Source organism: Allobosea sp. TND4EK4, from assembly GCF_900156025.1.
GTDB lineage: Bacteria > Pseudomonadota > Alphaproteobacteria > Rhizobiales > Beijerinckiaceae > Allobosea.
This window is the reverse complement of record NZ_FTMO01000006.1, coordinates 1-18,456: the sequence shown is the minus strand read 5'-3', so window position 1 is coordinate 18,456 and position 18,456 is coordinate 1. Positions and strand designations below refer to the sequence as shown.

The following is an 18,456-nucleotide window of genomic DNA, read 5'->3' as shown; positions in this document are numbered from 1 at the left end:
CATCTCGCAAACGCGTACTGCGCGGATACGGGATTTACGGGTCGAGCCAGGGCGCCGGCTCATGGCCGGGGCGGCGATCGGGCCATCCGGTCGCCGGAATATCTAGGATCGCGGGGTTGCCAAAGCCTAGGATCATCGCGCGGACGATGGGCTGTCCTTTCTCCATCCGGACGCCGAGTTCGGTCTCGATACGATCTTCAGCCAGGACGGGAGCCGTTTCGCGAACGGTGTCACGAATGTTTCGCTTGGCCGCAGGATCGTATCGCTCGGGTCCGTCATATTCGATCGTCCGCTGCTTGAGCCATCCGGCGACGCGCTCCGCGGTATCGCCAGGATCGAGCTGATGGACGAGCTTGATGCGAAACCTGGCGAGGAGAATGCGGCTGAGGCTTTCGCCGTAGAGCTCGATCAGGTGGGCGATGTCCTGGACCGCCGCGACCGTCACGACGCCGAATTCGCGACCGATATTCAGCAAGTTTGGAAGGCGACGGAGACGGCCACATTCGGGAAGCTCGTCGAGGCACAACGCCAGCTTCGTCGCAGGGTTGCGTTCCCGTCCCGGACGCAAGGCCAGTCCGACCAGGCGATCGACCAAGAACGCAGAAAGCTGCGTCGTCAGCTCTGGATATTCACTGGATTTCTGCAGGATGAGAACACGTGGCAGCGAATTATCGTCGTCGAGCCAGCGACGCAGGCTGAACCGTCGATCCGCAGGAGTTTCGGACCAGGCTTCCGCGAGGGGGTGGACGACGGTCAGCGCCGCGATCCACATGGTGATGAGAACCGACATCGTCGTTCGGTTCTCTTCGGGATCTTCGCTGCCGAAGATCAAACGGCTCGCGCTCGCCGCACCGTGACGGTCGAGCACCGCCTTGATATCAGCTCCAGGCGAGAGCAGCGCATCCCTGAGCTCGACCCAGCCCCAGTGGCCTTGCGTGTCGGTCCGCAGTGCCATCACCAGATCGGACCAGACGGCGCGCGAGCCGTCGCCCCACATGGTTTCGCCGGCCGATGTCGGGACCGCGTGGGCTGCGAACTCGCGCGCGTGTTGAGGGTTCCGGATGTCTGCGGCGATGTCGTAGGCCCAGGAGCGGGCATCGTGCGGGGCCACCAGAATGAAATCGTCGGATGGGAGCCCGGCGGTCATGTCGCCCTTGAAGTCGTGAATGAGCGTCTTGTCGCCGCGGAGGACGAGCTGTTCGATCAGCGCGCGCAGCGTCGACGATTTGCCCGAGCCCTGCGTGCCCAACGCCAGGATGTTGTAACCTTCAACGGTCGGCGTCAGCTGCACATGCGGCACCAGCCAGAGGCCGCGCTTCAGCACGCGGCCTGTTTTGGCGATGGCGCTGCGCAACGATGCGCGGGCGTCGCCATCGAAAACCGGTCGCTTACCCTTCAGGGTCTTTGTTTGCTCCCGCTTCGGCGTGGCCGAAACGATGCTCACGAAGGCGATCGCAGCGGCCGAGAGAACAGCTGCTGCGAGCATGCTCAGCTGAAACTTCGCCGAGTGCGACTGCGCGATCACGCCGATCAGGCGGGAACTCACGCCAGGCTGGCACTCCAGCCCGATCCAATACGGCACGACAGGCAGGCAGCCGTCGCTGGTGAGCATCACAGCGCCGATCCAGGCGAGGCTGGCCAGATCGAGATCGACGGTCCCGCGTGCTCCGACAACCTGCGGCGGGCGGATTTCGAACAGCAGAAGCGATCCAATAACGAGGACGATCGCGGCCGCCGTGATCGCACCGAGAACCGCAGGTGCGACCCGCTTCATCTCGATGAACGGGTTATGGGTGGTCATGGGAAGCCTCGCGGGTTTGAGAGTCGCTCAACCGAGCGTCGCGCCGAGCAGAAGGGCAAAAAGGAGGACGACAATTCCGAACCCGGCGCCGGACGCGACGCCGGCGAGCCAGGCCGAGCGCTCCGGCCGGCGCAGGTTTGCCCATCCGGGAGCCGGCCACTGATCCGGCTGCGGGGCATCAACCAACCCGCCCAGGAAGGGCCTCTCGCCCCCGGCCGGAGAAATCTCCAGCGTCTTCAGGAGGTCGACCCAGCCCAGCGTGCTGAGATAGGACAGCCGGCGCGGATCGAACGCGCCCGGGTCCTGCCGGAAATCGTCGGCGAGACGCTGCACCAGGCCCCGCTCCCCCTCGCGCCTCTCGGTTGAGGCGAGTTTCGCTGCCCGCTCGAAGGCTCCGCGCCGCTCAGTCATGACCACCTCCGCGCTTGCTCCACGGGAGCACGCGATCGAGCTCGTCGAAGACCGTCGCGGTCCATGCGGCGACGTCGCCACGCACGATCTTCGCTTCCGGTCGGGGCAAACCCGTGAGGGTCATGACTTTTTCGACCGGCATCTGGGCGACCTGAACAAGGCGGCAGCGCGCGGCCTCAAAGGGCCGCCAGGAGCCGGCTTCGATCGTCGGCATCCGCAGAACCGTCGCCTGCGCCTTCAGCGGCGCGATCATCGTACGATGCACCCCGGCAGCGTCCGACGCCGGGTGGAGCAGGGTGAACATCCCATCCCGCTCGTTTTCAACCAGCACGAGCCGGGCCTGCGGGATCCGGTCCAGCAGAAGGGTGGCCGTATGAGCCGCCTGTCGCATGGCTTCAGCTTCGGCCACATACGGAACGATCACGGTGGTCGCGATCTTCCAGAGCGCCAGATCTTCGGCGAGATCGACCAGGCCGCTCCAATGCGCCAACCGCGTCGCTTGGTTGGCTCCAGTGTCGATCAGCACGCTGGCGCCGCGTCCGGCGGCTTTTTCGATCATCGTATAGAGCGGGGTGAACGATCGCGCTTCGGCTGCGGGATCGCGCCGCGCGTCCTTCGCAACCGGCGCGATCGTCAAGACGTTGCGCCCGAGCGCATGGGCAAGCCGGTGCTGCGCATCCACCTGCGCGACCCCGAGCGGGGCTTCGTGCAGATGGGCATGATCCGCAACCGCGAGCGCGGCCAGGCTCTTGCCCTGGCCGCCCTTCTCGTTCGCAACGATGATGAGATGCGGCATCGCCGTGCCGCTGATGAGATTGCGTTTCAACTGGGCCATATCGATCCTTTCTGTCGGGTCGAGGTGACGTCGACAGGGAGGATCATGGCAGCCGGAGAATTCCCGGCTTTGGGATTAACTCACGGGGCCCCGGGCTCGATCGTCTCGGCAGCGCCGGTCTCGAGAATGCGCGTGATCGTCTTGTTCCAGAAGCCCAGATCGTGGCAGCTCAGCGCCGCATGCGCGAGATACCACGCACAGCCGTCAGCCTCCGTCTCTGGCTCGCCGGAGCCATGAAGCTGGCTGGCGAAAACATGCAGCGACTGCACCAGGATTTTGGCCTGTTCCGGCTTCAGTTCGATGGAGCGCCCGCGGCTCAAACGCCCGATCAGCCGGCCGATCTCGAAGGGTTCGCTCATCGTAGCGAGATTCCGGTGCACCTCGCCCGGGTTGAGATCGCCGTCGATCGCGACGCGCATCAGGGCCGGAGCTGACTGTCGCGTCGCGATGCCGTTCGTCACGTCGAGGCCGTCCGCGAATTCGATCGGCGCACCTTCGCGCACTGAGCCCGACCAGCGCCCCATCGCTCCTTCATGCGCCCTTGCACGGAGTTCGTGATCGGCCAGTCCGCCAGCCCGCTCGCGATGATCGCGTTCGAGCGTCGCAACAATCTCCCTGCGCTCTGCGGAGCCCGGCAGGCTCTCCCCCAACCTGTCGGCAACACGAAAGGTCTCGGCCTTGCCGACATCGCGAGCATTTGCGACGCCGAAGAACTCTGCCGCCAGACGCCGCCCGCGATCGATCAATCCCTCCACGCGACCGATCCTGCGGCTACCGTCCGGGTCGGAACCTTCACGCCAGACAGCTTCGCCGATCGCCTCTTTCGCCCGCTCATTTGCTTCTGCGGCGGTTAGCAGGCGGGCCTGGTTGTTTCGGGCGAGTTCGGCGGCCTTCTGAGCCGTAACAAGCCGGAAGGCTTGTGTCTCGAGTGCGGCCTTGGCGGCCTTGACGGGCTGGGTATCGGGAGGACGGTGCGCGGCATTCGCCTCGCGGTCCTCCACCGCGATCGGCGCGATCACCAGCGGGCGCCCGGCCTGAAACATCTCACGGTGATCGGGAGCGAGAAACGGGAGCAAAGCAGGCAGCATCGCCACCGGTACCGCCAGCACGGCGAATTCTTCCGGCGACAGCAAGCGCGCCAGCTCGCATACGTCCCTTTCACCGGCCTCATCGATCAACTCGGGATCGAAAATTGCGAACGGCTTCCCGCGGGACCCCAGGCTTTCGAGCTGAGCCCGGACCACCTCCTCGATCTGGTCTGGAACATCGTTGGACTTGTCGCGATTGACCATGATGACCTCGAACTCAGCAGGATGAACGAAGCAGCGGCCGGCGGCAGCTTTCGCAGATTACGCGGATGCCGGGCTTGCCCCAGACATTCAATCCACAGCCGGCGCAGGTGTAGCGGCTCTTGCTGGCGGCTTTCTTGGCACGGACCGTCTCGCCCCTCTCGTCGTCGCCCCGCTGAACATAGGCGACGAGGATGCCGGACCACAGCAACTCCTCGCAGGCGCGATCAAAAGGCCCATCGGCCTGGATGTAATGGGTCATGCGGCGCCCCGTCTGCCGCCCACCGGGCATCCCGGTGTCGGAGGGCACGAGCCCGATGTTCTGCATCTTCGCCGCCCATTCGCGATTGTGATAGTCGGCGCCCGACGGCTTTCCGAAGTGATGCTGCCAGAGATGCGCCATCTCATGAACCAGCGTCGACAGGATCGCCCTGTCGTCGCGAACAGCGAAGGAGGTCGGATTGAGCGCGATCTCGTCGGTGATCTCGGCCTGATCGCGCGACCCGAAGCGCTCCCCGTGGAAAAATCCGCGGGCCCCTTTCTTGCGCTGCATCGTGATCAGGCAACCCGGAAGCGAACCGGCAAAGAGGCGCGCGTTGAAGAACGCGTACGCGGCGACGAAATGCCCATAGGTCAGGACAGTGGGGTTTTGCGGAAATTCCCGCCCCGAATTTGCATCGTACGACGCATTGTCGACGATCGTCATCTCGGCACAGACGCGATTGCTCGCGCCAGACCGCGCCGGTTGATCGGTGGACACGATGTTCGTGCCGATATCGTCGGGATGGATCGCCATACCGACACGATGGCGCGGGTGGCCCGACAGAGTTTGGGATTAACTCGATTCGGCGGGCCGGGGCGTCTGGTTCGGCCATCGAACCCACGCCGCATCGCGGCTGGCGTCGCGGCCGGGTGCCGTCACGGTGAGTGCGCCGAGCCCGGCACACCGGATGAGCGGGACCTGGGAGAGGTAGAGGATCGAACCCGTCATCACGACGGGTTTCAGACAGGGAGAGAGGCTCCCGGCGCCCGTTATGGAGGTTTGCCCCATGACCATGCAGGTGCTCGAAGCCCGCCGCGATGCGAGCGGCGGTTACAAGGTGGATGCGAGCCGCGGCGAGCGGGTCGGCCGGGTGTCATCGGAATGGTTCTCGCGGCCCGACGATGAGCGCTATCTATCGCTCTCGGAGCTCTATACGTCCGTGCGGGGTCGGGCCGAGCGCAGCCGGACCCGCACCGTGGAGAGTGCCGCGATCCGGGTCGAAGCCAGTCGCGGTGATCCGGAGCGGCTGGCGCTGGTGCTGCCGGGTGCCGATGCGCCGGTTGCGCCGACAAATTGGAGCTTTGGCCAGCTTGCCAGCCTGGTCGGCGCACCGGCATCCTATCTGCGGCAGCTCCCGGCGCCGCTCGCCGCGATCAACCTGCAATACGGCCTGACCTCGCATCGGGCCGAGCAGGTCAAGACGCTGGAGGTCGCGGACGGTCGTGTCGAATTGCGCGCCGCGACCGGGCCGGATTATGGCCGGATCTTCGACCATGATCTGGTCGCGGCCGTGCAGCGCATCGCCGGCAACGGCACCGGCGACACCCGTTGGAAGGTTCCGGGCGTGCTCGATTGGTCGACCGGCACCTACCACCCGAGCGTTGACATCACCAAAGACACGACGACGCTCTACGCTTCGGACCGGGACGTCTTCGTCTTCCTGGTCGACGACATGAACCCGATTGAGGCCGGCCGGCTGCCCGACGGTTCTCCGGACCTCTATTTCCGCGGATTCTATTGCTGGAATTCCGAGGTCGGCGCCAAGACGCTCGGCATGGCGAGCTTCTATCTGCGAGCCGTCTGCCAGAACCGTAATCTCTGGGGCGTCGAGGATTTTCAGGAGATCACCATCCGCCACTCCAAATACGCCGCCTCGCGCTTCGCGCATGAGGCGGCTCCGGCGCTGACCCGCTTCGCCAATTCCTCGCCTATGCCTTTCATCAACGGCATCAAGGCGTCGCGGGAGAAGATCGTCGCCCGAAGCGACGAGGATCGCAGCGACTTCCTGCGCAAGCGCGGCTTCTCCAAAGCCGAGACGGCAAAGATCATCGAGACGGTGCTGGCCGACGAAGGCCGGCCGCCTGAAACCGTTTTCGATTTCGTGCAGGGCATCACGGCGGTCGCGCGGGACAAGACCCATCAGGATGCGAGACTCGATCTGGAGGGGCGGGCCAAGAAACTCCTCGACCGGGCCGCCTGACGCTTCGGCCATAGCATCGGCGCTGTCCAGCTTCACGCGGTCATCGTTTTCGCGGCGCTGCCCTCCAGAGCGAGAGGGTGGCGCTGCCCTTCGTGACGGGTTTCGAGGTCGAGAGAAGTTCCCGGCCGTCCGTCACGGAGATCATCCAGATGGCTGCGAAGAAGATCACCCTCTCGCCCTCGCGCGACATCCCGTTCGACAGGCTGGTGCTGAGCCAGGCAAATGTCCGGCGGATCAAATCCGGCGTTTCGGTCGAGGAACTTGCCGAGGACATTGCCCGGCGTGGCCTGCTGCAAGGGTTGAGTGTCCGGGCTGTCACCGACGCAGCCGGCGTCGAGACCGGATTGTTCGAGATTCCGGCCGGCGGCCGGCGCTACCGGGCGCTCGAACTGCTGGTGAAGCAGAAGCGGCTGGCGAAGACCGCGCCGGTCCCCTGCGTCGTGCGCGAGGGAGGTCTGGCCGAAGAGGATTCGCTGGCCGAGAACGTCCAGCGCGCGCCACTCCATCCGCTCGATCAGTTCCGGGCCTTCCTGACGCTGCGCGAGAAAGGCCAGTCCGAGGAGGAGATCGCCGCCGCCTTCTTCGTCTCGGTCAATGTCGTTAAGCAGCGGCTGAAGCTCGCCTCGGTCGCGCCGACGCTGCTCGATATCTATGCCGAGGACGGCATGACGCTCGACCAGCTCATGGCTTTTACCGTCTCCGGCGACCATGAGCGGCAGGAACAGGTGTTCGAGCGGCTGAAAGCCTCATACGACAAACAGCCCTATGTCATCCGCCGCATGCTGACGGAAGGCGCGGTCCGCGCTTCGGACAAGCGGGCGCAGTTTATCGGCGTGGAGGCCTACGAGGCGACCGGCGGCACCGCGCTGCGCGACCTGTTCCAGGGCGATGATGGCGGCTGGCTGCAGGATGTCGCGCTGGTCGACCGCATGGTCGCCGAAAAGTTGAAGGCTGATTCCGAAGCGGTCGCCGCCGAGGGCTGGAAGTGGATCGAGGTCGCGCCGGACTTTGCCTATGGCCACAATTTCGGTCTGCGCCGGCTGCGCGGCGAAACCGTCGCGCTCACGCCCGAGGAGGAAGCGACCCGCGACGCCCTCCAGACCGAATATGACAGCCTCTCGGACGCCTATTCGAGCGCAGACGAACTGCCCGGCGAGGTCGACGAGCGTCTGAGCGAGCTGGAAACGGCGCTTGAAGCGTTCGAGAACCGGCCGCTCGTCTTCGATCCGGCCGAGATCGCCCGCGCCGGCGCCTTCGTCAGCATCGCCCATGACGGGCGGTTGCAGGTCGAGCGCGGCTATGTCCGCCCGGAGGATGAGGCACCGATCGAGCCGGACGTCGACGACACCGAGGTGAACGCCGTTCGGGCTGCCGCCGCTCAGCGCGCCGGCGACGCCACCGTCGTGACCGATGCCGAGGAGGCGGACTCGGAAGCGGAGGAGGATGAAGGTCTTTCGCCAATCTCCGACCGGCTCATGACGGAGTTGACCTCGCATCGCACGCTCGCCTTGCGCCAGGCGCTCGGCGATCGTCCGGATGTCGCCTTCCTCGCGGCGTTGCACGCGCTGACCCAGAAGATCTTTTACCGTTACGCCTCGGAGAGCTGCCTGGAGCTCGACCTGAAGAGCGTCGCCTTCAGCTCCCAGGCGCCGGGGCTGAACGACAGCGCCTCGGCTGAAGCGATCCGTGTGCGGCACGACAACTGGGCCAACGCGCTTCCGAAGGACGCAAGCGACCTTTGGGACGCCTTGCAGTCGTGGGACGGGGACAGTCAGGCAGGATTGTTCGCCCATATCGTCAGCCTCTCGGTCAACGCCGTGCATGAGCCCTGGAACCGCCGGCCGCGGGCGCTCGCCCATGCCGACCATCTGGCCGGCGCCATCGCTCTCGACATGGCGGCGGCAGGGTGGAAGCCCACCGTGGACAACTTCCTCGGCCGGGTAACGAAGGCCCGCATCCTGCAGGCGGTTGCCGAGGCGAAGGACCAGCGTGCCGCTGAGCGCATCGCACATCTGAAAAAGGGCGACATGGCCGCCGAGGCCGAGAGCCTGCTGGCCGAGACCGGCTGGCTGCCGGAGCCGCTGCGCACGCCGGGTTCTGCTGACGGCGCGGACGAAACCGGAGTTCGCGACACGCGCCCTTCCGATGACGACGGGGATTCGACGGCCCTCATCGCCGCCGAATGATCGTCCCCGAACCTCCGATCGGCCCGCCGGCGACGGCGGGCCTCTTCCCTGTCGAGGTGCCGCATGGCGCAATCCCCGCATGATCTGGCGCGCCGCCTTGGCCGGCGCGCCGAGGCGGTCTGCCGCCACTATCTCTCCAATGGCTGGCGCTCTGGCCGCTACTGGCTGGTCGGTGATATTCGCAACGCACCCGGTCGATCGACCTTCGTCCGGCTCGCCGGACCAGAGACCGGTCGCGGTGCCGCCGGCCGCTGGAGCGATGCCGCCACCGGCGAGCATGGTGATCTGCTCGACCTGATCCGCGAGGCGCACGGACTCGTCGACTTCCGCGATGTCGCCGAGGAGGCAAGGCGTTTCCTCTCCCTGCCGCATCCGGAACCGGAGCGGCATGCCGATCGCGCCACGCAGCCTGGCTCGCCCGCGGCGGCCCGGCGGCTCTTCGCCATGTCGCAACCGATCGCCGGCACGTTGGCACAAACCTATCTGCATCGGCGCGGGATCGCCGATCAGACCGATCTGTCGAGCCTGCGCTTCCATCCGCGCTGCTACTATCGCCCCGATGCGAGCGCGCCGACCGAGACCTGGCCAGCGTTGATCGCCGCCGTCACCGATCGCGACGGGCGGATCACCGGCCTGCATCGCACCTGGCTCGCGCGCGACGGTTTTGGCAAAGCGCCAGTCGACACGCCGAGGCGGGCCATGGGTGATCTGCTCGGCCATGCCGTCCGCTTCGGCGTTGCCAGCGACGTGCTCGCAGCCGGTGAAGGTATCGAGACGGTGCTCTCGGCGCGCTCCGTTCTGCCGCGCATGCCGATGCTGGCCGCCGGCTCGGCCGCACATCTCGCCGCCATCTTGTTTCCGCAGGGGCTGCGCTGTCTCTATATCTTGCGCGACCGTGATCCGGCCGGCAGCGAAGCCTGTGACCGGCTGAGCGGGCGGGCGACGAGCGCCGGCATCGAGACCGTGATGCTCTCGCCGCGGCAGCGGGATTTCAACGAGGATTTGCTGCATCTCGGCCCGTCCGCGCTCAGGGCATGGCTGCGCCGTCAGCTCGCGCAGGAGGATGTCAGCCGCTTCCTGAACCCGGCAGGTTAATCCGGAAAGGGAAGAAGACGGGCGGCGGTGTGGCCGTCACGCCTCGCGCCGTCACCAGGTCGAAGAGGCCGCGCCCGGCCTTCGGGAGGGCGATCGGCCCACAAGCCGGCCGGCCAGGCAATGGCCGCGGCCGACGATTTTCCGGCGCGCGGGGCAGGCCCGCGCGTTCCATCGCGACCCAAAATCGCCGGCCTTGGCCATCAGGGCCCTCGCAAGGCGAGGGCTGCCGGTCCGGCCGACCCGTGGGCTGTCCGTCGCCATGAAGGCCGCAAGGGCGCGGCCAGCCCGACGAAGGAGACCACGCCGATGCCCCGCGATCCGGACCATCACCACGAACCGCACGCCTCATCCCCGACCGTACAGGTCCTGGCCGGCCTGCAACTCTACGGCTACCATCCACAGCCCGACGAGCCCGATCCGCGCCCACTGCCGGACGAGGCCGATCTCGCCGGCGCCGTTACCGAAATCTTCGATGCGCTTGCCGGCACGCTCGGTGACACCCGCCTCGAACCGGAGCTCGACGACCTGCTCTGGTCGGCGGTCCAGCTCTTCCACCGGGCCACCGGCCGGATCGAGCGCGAACTCGACCGCAACGAGCAGGCGCAGCGCCGAACCCAGGCGGAACAAGACGGCAGCGAAGTGCAATCCGTCATCCTCGAACGCCTGCTCGTCGACGCACAGAACCTGATCGAACGCCGCGACGCCTTCGAGAGCATGCGCGACGAGGCCGCCGGGCACTACGAGCGCCATATCGGCACGCCCTGGCGCCCGCGCGCAGGTTCGATGGTCAACCACAAGTCTCTGACCGCGACGCTGATCGACAGCCACGACTTCCTGATGGCGCGAAAGCGTGCCGAACAGGAGGTGCTGCTGCCGTCCGGCCCCAAGATCGCCTTCACCGGCGGGCTCGATTGCAACGACCACCGGCTGATCTGGGATGCACTCGATCGCGTCCATGCGAAATACCGGGACATGGTGCTGCTGCACGGTAAGTCACCGAAGGGGGCCGAGCGGATCGCCGCCTGCTGGGCCGACCATCGCAAGGTGCCGCAAATCGGCTTCGCGCCCGACTGGACGCGGCATGGCCGGGCAGCACCGTTCCGGCGCAACGACACCATGCTGGAGATATTGCCCATGGGCGTCATGATCTTCCCCGGCACCGGCATCCAGGACAATCTTGCCGACAAGGCGAAAAAGCTCGGTATCCCCGTCTGGAGATTCAGCGGTGCATGAACGCCGGCGGTGACGCTTGCCGGTGGGCTTACCGGCAGCTTGCCGCCCGGAGCGCATGCCGGTGAGTGCCGCCCCCCCGCATGCGCGATAGGAGCCCGGCCCCGGCGTCGAGCCAGGCCGTCCTTCTCTCTGTTACCGCGATCCTACCGGCAGGCGGCTCGCGTCAAGGACGGGCGGTTCCCCCAATTTTGCGATCCGGCGAAGCCGAACCACAAAATCGGCTCCCCCGCCCGCCGGCAGGCCGGTCGCTGCGCGATCCCTGACCCGATCCCCCAACACCTGGTCGGCGACCTCCGTCATCGAGACAACGGAGGTTCACCATGACCAACTTCTTCGATATCCACGCCGACATCGCCGAGCTGCGCGCCGAGCTTTCGGAGTGCATCCTCACCCGCCGGGAGCGCGCCGCGACCCTGCAACGCCTCGAAGCCTTGCTTGCGGAGGTCGCGCGACTCCAGAAGGAGGAGGAAGCGTAAGCTCCCTCCTGTCTTGCGGCCGGCCGCACCGCCGCGGCCGGCGTCGTCCTGTTCAGCCGACAATGGCGATTCCCCGCCGGAGATGTTCGGTTGAGCAGGCGTGCTGCCCGCCTTGGTTCCGTCAGGCGAACGCGGAACAGCCGATCCCGTCACCTCATCGTCGAAGACGGGCAGGTCGGCCGGAAAACCGGATCGACGACTGCCGCTCATCCAGGCCGCGCAGAGCGTTTGGCGCCGGGCGTCATCATCACCCCGGTCGGACTGGGGCAGGCGAAGCGGGAGCATCCCCGTCGACACATCTCACGATGATCATGTTTCACAGCCCCGACGCGATAAGAGCCAACCGGCAGTCGGCGTGCCTCGGTGCCGGTCATCCTGAACCCGCCGAGCCCGACCAGATTCTCCTTGACCCGCCAGTCGCGCGCTCCGAAACGGCCTCTCCAATGGGCTGATCTGGCCGAAGGACGGCTGGCGCCTCGACCGCCTCAGGCGCAACAGCTCCGTCGAAACTTTCTTCCCCTGAGGGGCCACCCCACGCGACAGGTCGCGCGGGGACCCCGAACCCCTCATTCCTCACGAGCCAAGAAACTTCCTCCTCTGCTGTCAAGCCCCCTGCCGGGGGTGCGCCGGCGCTCGCCTTCGGCCTGCCGATCGCCATCGAGGCCGCAACGGTGCGGGCTCGAAGCAGACATCAAGGAGAACCACCATGGCCACCATCGGCACCTTCAAGCAGACCGCCACCAACGAGTTCGCCGGCGACATTGTCACCCTCAGCGTCCAGGCCAAGGGCGTCCGCATCGTCCCGGAGACCCGCGTCACCGGGGAGAACGCTCCCAGCCACCGCGTCTTCGTCGGCCGCGCCGAGATCGGTGCCGCCTGGTCCAAGCGCTCCAGCGAAGGCCGCGATTATCTCGGGCTCAAGCTCGACGATCCCAGCTTCACCGCCCCGATCTTCGCCAACCTCTTCGACGACGAGGAAGGCGAGAGCTACAGCCTGATCTGGTCCCGCCCCAGCCGCCGCAACGGCGAATGAGACCACTGACGATGCCCCGCCGGACGCTTCCGGCGGGGCATCGCCCATGCTGTTTCGGAGACGGACCAGGCCGCGGAGACGCGCCCGGCTGATGTCATTCCTCCCGCCTGAGGCGGGCGGCCCGTTTCATATAGGCGAGCAGCGCGTCCCCCTCTGGCTGCGCGGCGGGAATTCCATCGGGGCCTGCGCCGGCGGCAGGCGGTTTCGGCAGAGCCCCCGAGAAAGCCAGCGTTCCCTCCGCAGGCTGCGGCTTTCGTCCGCGCGCGGGCTTGATGCTCTGGCCCGTCGCAGGCGATCGAGCGGTCGGTTTCGTGATCATCGGTGTAGCATCGTTGCGCGTCGGCTTCGCCTCCGTGGGCTGCCGCTCCGCAGGTTGCTTGCGCCAGACCAGCGATTGCAGATGTCCCCGCGACAGCGGACGGCCATCGCTTCGGGTCGCTCCCGCTCGGAACAGCAACGCGACGATGTCGTTCCATTCCAGGCCGCGACGACGAGCCTGATCGAACCAGTCGAGATGGACATCGATGACCCTCGCAAGCTTCAGGCGCTGCCCTTCCGGCCCCTGCATATCGGCCGCGATCGCTTCTGCTCCTTTCAGCAGAACCTCGTCGCTGATCACTGACCGCTTCGCCATCCCCTGCCTTCATCCCCGCCGATTGCAACAAACCACGCCCATAGACATGCTCTCACATATAAAATCTTACCGCATAAAATTAAATTATGTCAGATCAAAATAAATTAAATCGAATTGTTCACACCTGTGCATCTCCAATGCTAAACGGGTTTGGGCGCGCTGACACAGCCCATCACCTATGAGCTGGCCAAGATCGGCTACGACGTCATCCACTTGGAGGCACATCAGGGCGGCGCCGCACTTTCGGCATATGCAACAACGCCGGCAAGCACGACGCTCCCGCCATCGCCGAGATTCTCAGATCGGGATGGTATGTCTGCGACGGTAGGCGCGGCATCGAGCATAACCTTTGCGGCCAATCGATGGAGTGAATCCGAACTCGGCCAATAACCGCCCCTCACGGGGCCAACATTGGGGTCTGACTCAGTTTCGCTGCAGGTTGGGGCTGTTCTGACGCTGGTTTCCAGAAGGAATCAGCATGATGAAGCAGCGATTTCGACCGGCCAGCTTGGTTCCCGCAGGTCTTATCGTCGACGGCATCGCGATCGAAGGCGATCGGGTTGTTGTCCGAGCACGGTCCGCCGTCAGGGCCTGTCCATGTCCTGACTGCGGGGCGTTCTCGCCGCGGATCCAAAGCCGGTATTTCCGGCGAGCAAAGGATCTGCCGCTGAGCAGCCGACGCGTCGAACTCCACGTTCTGGTCCGGCGCTTTCGGTGCGATGCGGTCCTATGCGGCCGCCAGATCTTCGCAGAGCGCTTTGGTGACCGCATCCTCGCGCCACGAGCACGCCGAACTGATCGTCTCGATCATATCGTCCAGCATCTCGGCCTCGCCCTGGGCGGCCGACCTGGAGCGAGTTTTGCCGCGAGGATGATGCTGCCGGTCAGCAACGATACCCTGCTGCGTGTGGTACGGCAGCGCGCTCGGGTGCCGAGCGAGCCGTTGCGCGTGATCGGCATCGATGATTTCGCCTGGCGGCGCAATCACCGCTACGGCACGATCGTCTGCGATCTTGAGCGTCGCCGACCGGTCGTTTTGCTTCCGGATCGGGAGCCAGCAACGTCCGAGGCTTGGCTCAGGCACCAGCCCATTGTCCATACGGTCGCCCGTGACCGCGGCGGTGGGTACGGAGAGGCGGTGGCGCGAGCCCTGCCGCATGCCGTTCAGGTCGCCGATCGCTGGCACCTGATGGAGAATGCCAGCCGTGCGTTCCTCGACGCCGTGCGCAAGTCGATGCGCCAGATCCGCAGCGCCATCGGCACCACGGTCGTCAACCCCTCGCTTCTGACGGCGGCGGAGAGGCTGCAATACGAAGGGTATCTGCGGCGCGAGGAGACAAACGCAGCGGTTCTTGCCCTCTGGAAGGAAGGCGTGCCGATCAAACAGATCGTCAGGCGCACGGGCCATCACCGCCAGACCGTCAGGCGCATCGTCCGAGGCGAGCGCGGCGACGTCTTCCGACCGCGCCAGAGTTCGCTGGAGGCGCACCTACCCTGGCTCGATGCGCAATGGGATGCTGGCGTCCACAATGCATCCGCCCTCTGGCGATCGATGCGGAGAAGCGGCTTCCGGGGAAGCCTCAGGGTCCTCTCCGAATGGGCAACACGCCGGCGGCGCGCAGAGAAAACGGATGCTAGCAGCCTCGCGCGCGTCCCATCGGCTCGGACCATCGCACGGTTGATGACCACGGGTCGCGACAATCTCACGAAGGCCAAGACTGTTACGATCGCGGCGATCGAGAACGGCGTCCCGGCCTTGGTCGAGGCCCGTGAAATCGTCGCCGGCTTCCACGCCATGATCAGGTCGAGGCGGGCCGAGCCCTTGGCTTCCTGGATCGAGCGCGCGTCGCAAAGCCTGGTCGCCTCATTGGCGAATGGCGTCCGGCGCGACGAAGCCGCCGTGCGAGCGGCAATCCTCTCGACTTGGTCAAACGGCCAGACCGAAGGACAGATCACCCGTCTCAAGCTCGTCAAACGCCAGATGTACGGCCGTGGAAAGATCGACCTTCTCCAGGCGCGCCTCATCGGAGCGCAATGATCCCGAACGTCAGCGAGATTGCGTCAGACCCAACATTGCAGGCGATCTCACACGCGATCCGATCGTCCGCTTGCTGCCGCCGCACCGTCAAGCGCTGCTCGCAATTGAACCGCTACGGGTCGCCGTAGGCCGTTTGGCGTGTGTCATGCCGCCATGGCTAGTTTTCCAACATGGCGTAGCATCGGCGGCCCACCTTAGGAGCTCGTCTTCCTCTCTTCCTATCCGATGATGAAACTGAACTACGGGCGCCACGACGGGAAGATGAAATCCGGCCCTGGTAATTTCGACCTCATCGTCATGAGCGAAGCACTCTTTTGGATCCGATTGTCGAGCATCGGGTCAGCGACAGCGAGGCGCTGCCGGGCGATCTCGGCCTTGAGCTCCCCTTCATCCGCTTCACCTGATCCGTCTTCGGCCTGCCAAATTCTCGACGCCAGCATTACCAATTTAACTCCGTCACGCCGATCGAGCGGATTGCGGCAGCGGCGAGCTGGCGCGGCAAGCCCAGAGCACCCACCTGACACCGCTCCGCGACGATCCCTTCGGGCTTGTAGCGTCTCTTCGACACCACCGTCCCCGTCCGCTAAAGAGCACTCTTCAGGATGAACCATTCAGTCGGGGTGGATTAGCCCAACTTGCGAGCAGGATGGCAAACACGACGGCCTTGTTCTAGAAAGCAATGGCGTCAAGTCGCGATGGCACGGTGAGCTCGACATGGAACTACGGTGTGGGCAGGAGGCCCTTCGCACGCGCGGCGAGTCAAGCCTCGCTGGTCGGCTCCTGGCACTTCGGGCAGCGCCGGTTGCGTCAGCCATTGTAGGCGGTGGGCCGCCAGCCCCAGTTCGATGGCGAGCATGACGAATGTATCGACGCAACCGAAATGGCGGCCGAACTTGGTTCCCACTTGCAGATATGATGGTTGTGTCTTCGGTAGTAGGTTGCGGGGCGTCATGCCGTCGATCACGCAGCGACCAAGGACATTTCTCGGCTCGACTCCGGCCATCGGGAGTTTCGGCTAGACAAGAGGCGCAACGCCCAAACCCTCCCACCACGACCATCCCATAAAAAAACCCGCAGCTCTCCTACGTCAGCGGGTTCGTTCAATCGGCATTCTGGAAGAGACACGAGATGCGCGACATCGTCCTCATTGCGCTTTTTGCGGCGATCACGGCTGGTCTGGCAATGTCTCCTCCCATCGTCCTGCCAGCAATTGGCGTGCCAGTCACGGCACAATCCCTCGGCGCGATGCTAGCGGGCGGCGTTCTGGGCGCTCGTCGCGGCGCGCTCTCAATGGTGCTGTTTCTCGCTCTGGTCGCCATGGGCCTGCCACTCCTGTCCGGCGGGCGTGGCGGCATCGGGGTCTTCCTCGGACCGACTGCAGGCTATTTGTTCGGCTGGATCTTCGCTGCTTTCGTCGTCGGATTTCTCGTCGAACTCTTCTGGAACGGCCTGACCACACTCAAGGCGACGCTGATCTGCGCAATCGGCGGCGTCGTGGTGCTTTATGCGATCGGCATCCCCTGGAGCGCCGCGGTCGCCGGCATATCAGTTCCGAACGCCTTTTTTGGGTCGCTGCCTTTCCTCATCGGCGACATCCTCAAATGCTACGTCGCGGGCCTGGTCGTCGTGATCGTCAAGCGCTCCTATCCGATCATTATCCCGACTGCCCGCGCCTGAAGTTGCCGGAACCTCGACGAACCGAATGATCACATTCACCAACGTATCCGTCCGGAAATCCGGCACTTGCGTGCTCGGAAACATCAACCTGCGCATCGGCGAGCGGCGGGTGGGAATCATCGGGCGCAACGGCTCCGGCAAGAGCACATTCGCTCGACTCTTCAACGGGCTGGAAAAGCCCACCACCGGCACGGTAACCTGGGACGGCGCTCCCAATGACGGCCAGTTGCGCCGGCATGTCGGCTTCCTGTTCCAAAACCCGGAGAACCAGATCGTCTATCCGATCGTGCAAGAGGATCTGGAATTCGGCCTCAAGAACCTAAAGCTCCCCGACGCCGTTATCCGCGAGCGTATCGATGAAGTTCTAACACGCTTCGACATCGCACATTTGCGGGATCGCTTTACGCATCAGCTTAGCGGCGGTGAGCGGCAACTCGTCGCGCTGGCGGGCGTTCTGGTGATGAAGCCAAAGATGATCGTTTTCGATGAACCGACGACGTTGCTCGATCTGCGCAATAAGAGCCTGTTCATGAAGGCCATCGCAGAACTGACCGAACATGTGGTCATGGTGTCCCATGACCTCGACCTAATCGCGAATTTTGACCGGGTGCTCCATTGCGAAGACGGCGCCCTCGTCGGCGATGGCGCTCCAGTCGCAGTGATCCCGGACTATATCGCCCGCTCTCAAATATAGAGAAGGCTCTTGGCCGCTCAGAGCTTGCCGGCTGAGCGCGCTTCGAGCGCCTCGGACACCTGATCGGCCATCCTCAACGTCCTCACGACGAGCGGCACCAGCGTAGCTGTGAGATTTCGATCGAGACCGCGTGTCTTCTGCGCCATCCGAACCTCGGTGAAGATCACGCGCACAGAGGGAATGAAGCGGATCGTGAGCGTGATCGCCAGCGCGATGCGCTTGGTCGGGACACAGGCCGGAGCATAGTTCAGCATGGCCTCGATGCCGCCGACGAACTCGCTCGTTCGGGTGGTGAGCGTCACGACCGACGCTGCTAGGATCATCAGGACGAAGCGCACGACCACGATGGCCGCCTGCGAGATATCAGTCGTCAGCACATGCGCAGCGAAGATGAAGGCCAGAACCCAAAATGCCGGGCGCACCGACGTCACCGCATGGTGCAGCCGAAGCCCCGCGACCCGATAGACGACCAGAACCAGCAGGCCGGCAGCCGCCAGAACGCCCCAATCGCTGAACAAGAAAAGCAGCGTGCAGAACGCCGCCAGCGCTAACAGCATGTATTGCGGCGGCATTCTATGAAGGAAGCTGTCACCCGGCACATAGAGTTCACTCAGCATGCCATCGCGATCCTGCTAGAGCATTTTCGAGCGAAGCGGACACCGGCTCGCGTGAAGAAAATGCGAGAACAAAGAACCAGAACATTGCCGCGATCCGAAGTAAGCGGTGTTCTTAGGCCACGGCCTTAAGCGGCTGTGAGGCGTAGGCCCAAGGCAGCAGGTCGTCGAGTTGGCTTTGCGGGTGGCCGGCGACA

16 protein-coding genes are annotated in these 18,456 nt (G+C 65.0%); 9 read left to right on the top strand and 7 right to left on the bottom strand.

Annotated features, from left to right (window positions below; all coding sequences use genetic code 11):
* Positions 1 to 34: 34 nt before the first annotated feature.
* From BW981_RS12415 to BW981_RS12395, 5 genes are all read right to left on the bottom strand, one after another.
* Positions 35 to 1,801, bottom strand: a complete 1,767-nt coding sequence (locus BW981_RS12415) for a type IV secretion system DNA-binding domain-containing protein (RefSeq protein WP_076439590.1) — start codon at positions 1,799 to 1,801, stop codon at positions 35 to 37.
* A gap of 27 nt (positions 1,802 to 1,828) precedes the next feature.
* Complete coding sequence (locus BW981_RS12410; RefSeq protein ID WP_076439588.1) at positions 1,829 to 2,212, bottom strand: hypothetical protein; 384 nt, start codon at positions 2,210 to 2,212, stop codon at positions 1,829 to 1,831.
* Positions 2,205 to 3,047, bottom strand: coding sequence for a P-loop NTPase family protein (locus BW981_RS12405; protein WP_083712323.1), 843 nt, complete (start codon positions 3,045 to 3,047; stop codon positions 2,205 to 2,207). The genes BW981_RS12410 and BW981_RS12405 overlap by 8 nt, the downstream gene beginning before the upstream one ends.
* A gap of 80 nt (positions 3,048 to 3,127) precedes the next feature.
* Positions 3,128 to 4,339 (bottom strand): hypothetical protein, encoded by a 1,212-nt coding sequence (locus BW981_RS12400; protein WP_076439587.1) that lies wholly within the window; start codon positions 4,337 to 4,339, stop codon positions 3,128 to 3,130.
* Between the two features lie 13 nt (positions 4,340 to 4,352).
* Positions 4,353 to 5,132, bottom strand: a complete 780-nt coding sequence (locus tag BW981_RS12395; protein WP_244560307.1) for a SprT-like domain-containing protein — start codon at positions 5,130 to 5,132, stop codon at positions 4,353 to 4,355.
* A 253-nt stretch (positions 5,133 to 5,385) separates the two neighbouring features.
* Here BW981_RS12395 and BW981_RS12390 point away from each other — a divergent pair, with 253 nt between their 5' ends.
* From BW981_RS12390 to BW981_RS12370, 6 genes are all read left to right on the top strand, one after another.
* Positions 5,386 to 6,579, top strand: coding sequence for a DUF932 domain-containing protein (locus tag BW981_RS12390; RefSeq protein WP_076439585.1), 1,194 nt, complete (start codon positions 5,386 to 5,388; stop codon positions 6,577 to 6,579).
* A gap of 143 nt (positions 6,580 to 6,722) precedes the next feature.
* Positions 6,723 to 8,765, top strand: coding sequence for a ParB/RepB/Spo0J family partition protein (locus tag BW981_RS12385; protein WP_244560316.1), 2,043 nt, complete (start codon positions 6,723 to 6,725; stop codon positions 8,763 to 8,765).
* 63 nt (positions 8,766 to 8,828) lie between these two features.
* Positions 8,829 to 9,860, top strand: a complete 1,032-nt coding sequence (locus tag BW981_RS12380) for a DUF7146 domain-containing protein (RefSeq protein ID WP_076439584.1) — start codon at positions 8,829 to 8,831, stop codon at positions 9,858 to 9,860.
* A gap of 306 nt (positions 9,861 to 10,166) precedes the next feature.
* Entirely contained in the window at positions 10,167 to 11,093 is a 927-nt protein-coding gene (locus BW981_RS12375; RefSeq protein WP_076439885.1) for a DUF2493 domain-containing protein, read from the top strand.
* A gap of 320 nt (positions 11,094 to 11,413) precedes the next feature.
* Complete coding sequence (locus tag BW981_RS23070) at positions 11,414 to 11,569, top strand: hypothetical protein (RefSeq protein WP_175624114.1); 156 nt, start codon at positions 11,414 to 11,416, stop codon at positions 11,567 to 11,569.
* Between the two features lie 706 nt (positions 11,570 to 12,275).
* Positions 12,276 to 12,602: a DUF736 domain-containing protein gene (locus BW981_RS12370; RefSeq protein WP_076439582.1), complete on the top strand. Its 327-nt coding sequence runs from the start codon at positions 12,276 to 12,278 to the stop codon at positions 12,600 to 12,602.
* A gap of 94 nt (positions 12,603 to 12,696) precedes the next feature.
* On the opposite strand, the gene BW981_RS12365 is transcribed toward BW981_RS12370, so the two are convergent.
* Entirely contained in the window at positions 12,697 to 13,236 is a 540-nt protein-coding gene (locus BW981_RS12365) for a hypothetical protein (protein WP_076439580.1), read from the bottom strand.
* 481 nt (positions 13,237 to 13,717) lie between these two features.
* On the opposite strand from BW981_RS12365, the gene BW981_RS12360 reads away from it, so the two are divergent.
* The 3 genes from BW981_RS12360 (at position 13,718) to BW981_RS12350 (ending at position 17,645) form a co-directional block, all read left to right on the top strand.
* A complete protein-coding gene (locus BW981_RS12360; protein WP_076439883.1) occupies positions 13,718 to 15,274 on the top strand; it encodes an ISL3 family transposase in 1,557 nt (518 codons plus the stop codon).
* A gap of 1,128 nt (positions 15,275 to 16,402) precedes the next feature.
* Complete coding sequence (locus BW981_RS12355) at positions 16,403 to 16,951, top strand: biotin transporter BioY (RefSeq protein ID WP_076439578.1); 549 nt, start codon at positions 16,403 to 16,405, stop codon at positions 16,949 to 16,951.
* Between the two features lie 25 nt (positions 16,952 to 16,976).
* On the top strand, positions 16,977 to 17,645 hold the full coding sequence (locus BW981_RS12350; RefSeq protein WP_076439576.1) for an energy-coupling factor ABC transporter ATP-binding protein: 669 nt from the start codon (positions 16,977 to 16,979) through the stop codon (positions 17,643 to 17,645).
* A 17-nt stretch (positions 17,646 to 17,662) separates the two neighbouring features.
* On the opposite strand, the gene BW981_RS12345 is transcribed toward BW981_RS12350, so the two are convergent.
* Complete coding sequence (locus tag BW981_RS12345; RefSeq protein ID WP_083712322.1) at positions 17,663 to 18,262, bottom strand: energy-coupling factor transporter transmembrane component T family protein; 600 nt, start codon at positions 18,260 to 18,262, stop codon at positions 17,663 to 17,665.
* Positions 18,263 to 18,456 lie beyond the last annotated feature (194 nt).

Coding starts and splice junctions, on each gene's coding strand:
- BW981_RS12415 (WP_076439590.1), bottom strand. CDS start 1,801: ATGACCACCCATAACCCGTTCATCGAGATGAAGCGGGTCGCACCTGCG.
- BW981_RS12410 (WP_076439588.1), bottom strand. CDS start 2,212: ATGACTGAGCGGCGCGGAGCCTTCGAGCGGGCAGCGAAACTCGCCTCA.
- BW981_RS12405 (WP_083712323.1), bottom strand. CDS start 3,047: ATGGCCCAGTTGAAACGCAATCTCATCAGCGGCACGGCGATGCCGCAT.
- BW981_RS12400 (WP_076439587.1), bottom strand. CDS start 4,339: ATGGTCAATCGCGACAAGTCCAACGATGTTCCAGACCAGATCGAGGAG.
- BW981_RS12395 (WP_244560307.1), bottom strand. CDS start 5,132: ATGGCGATCCATCCCGACGATATCGGCACGAACATCGTGTCCACCGAT.
- BW981_RS12390 (WP_076439585.1), top strand. CDS start 5,386: ATGACCATGCAGGTGCTCGAAGCCCGCCGCGATGCGAGCGGCGGTTAC.
- BW981_RS12380 (WP_076439584.1), top strand. CDS start 8,829: ATGGCGCAATCCCCGCATGATCTGGCGCGCCGCCTTGGCCGGCGCGCC.
- BW981_RS12375 (WP_076439885.1), top strand. CDS start 10,167: ATGCCCCGCGATCCGGACCATCACCACGAACCGCACGCCTCATCCCCG.
- BW981_RS23070 (WP_175624114.1), top strand. CDS start 11,414: ATGACCAACTTCTTCGATATCCACGCCGACATCGCCGAGCTGCGCGCC.
- BW981_RS12370 (WP_076439582.1), top strand. CDS start 12,276: ATGGCCACCATCGGCACCTTCAAGCAGACCGCCACCAACGAGTTCGCC.
- BW981_RS12365 (WP_076439580.1), bottom strand. CDS start 13,236: ATGGCGAAGCGGTCAGTGATCAGCGACGAGGTTCTGCTGAAAGGAGCA.
- BW981_RS12360 (WP_076439883.1), top strand. CDS start 13,718: ATGAAGCAGCGATTTCGACCGGCCAGCTTGGTTCCCGCAGGTCTTATC.
- BW981_RS12355 (WP_076439578.1), top strand. CDS start 16,403: ATGCGCGACATCGTCCTCATTGCGCTTTTTGCGGCGATCACGGCTGGT.
- BW981_RS12350 (WP_076439576.1), top strand. CDS start 16,977: ATGATCACATTCACCAACGTATCCGTCCGGAAATCCGGCACTTGCGTG.
- BW981_RS12345 (WP_083712322.1), bottom strand. CDS start 18,262: ATGCTGAGTGAACTCTATGTGCCGGGTGACAGCTTCCTTCATAGAATG.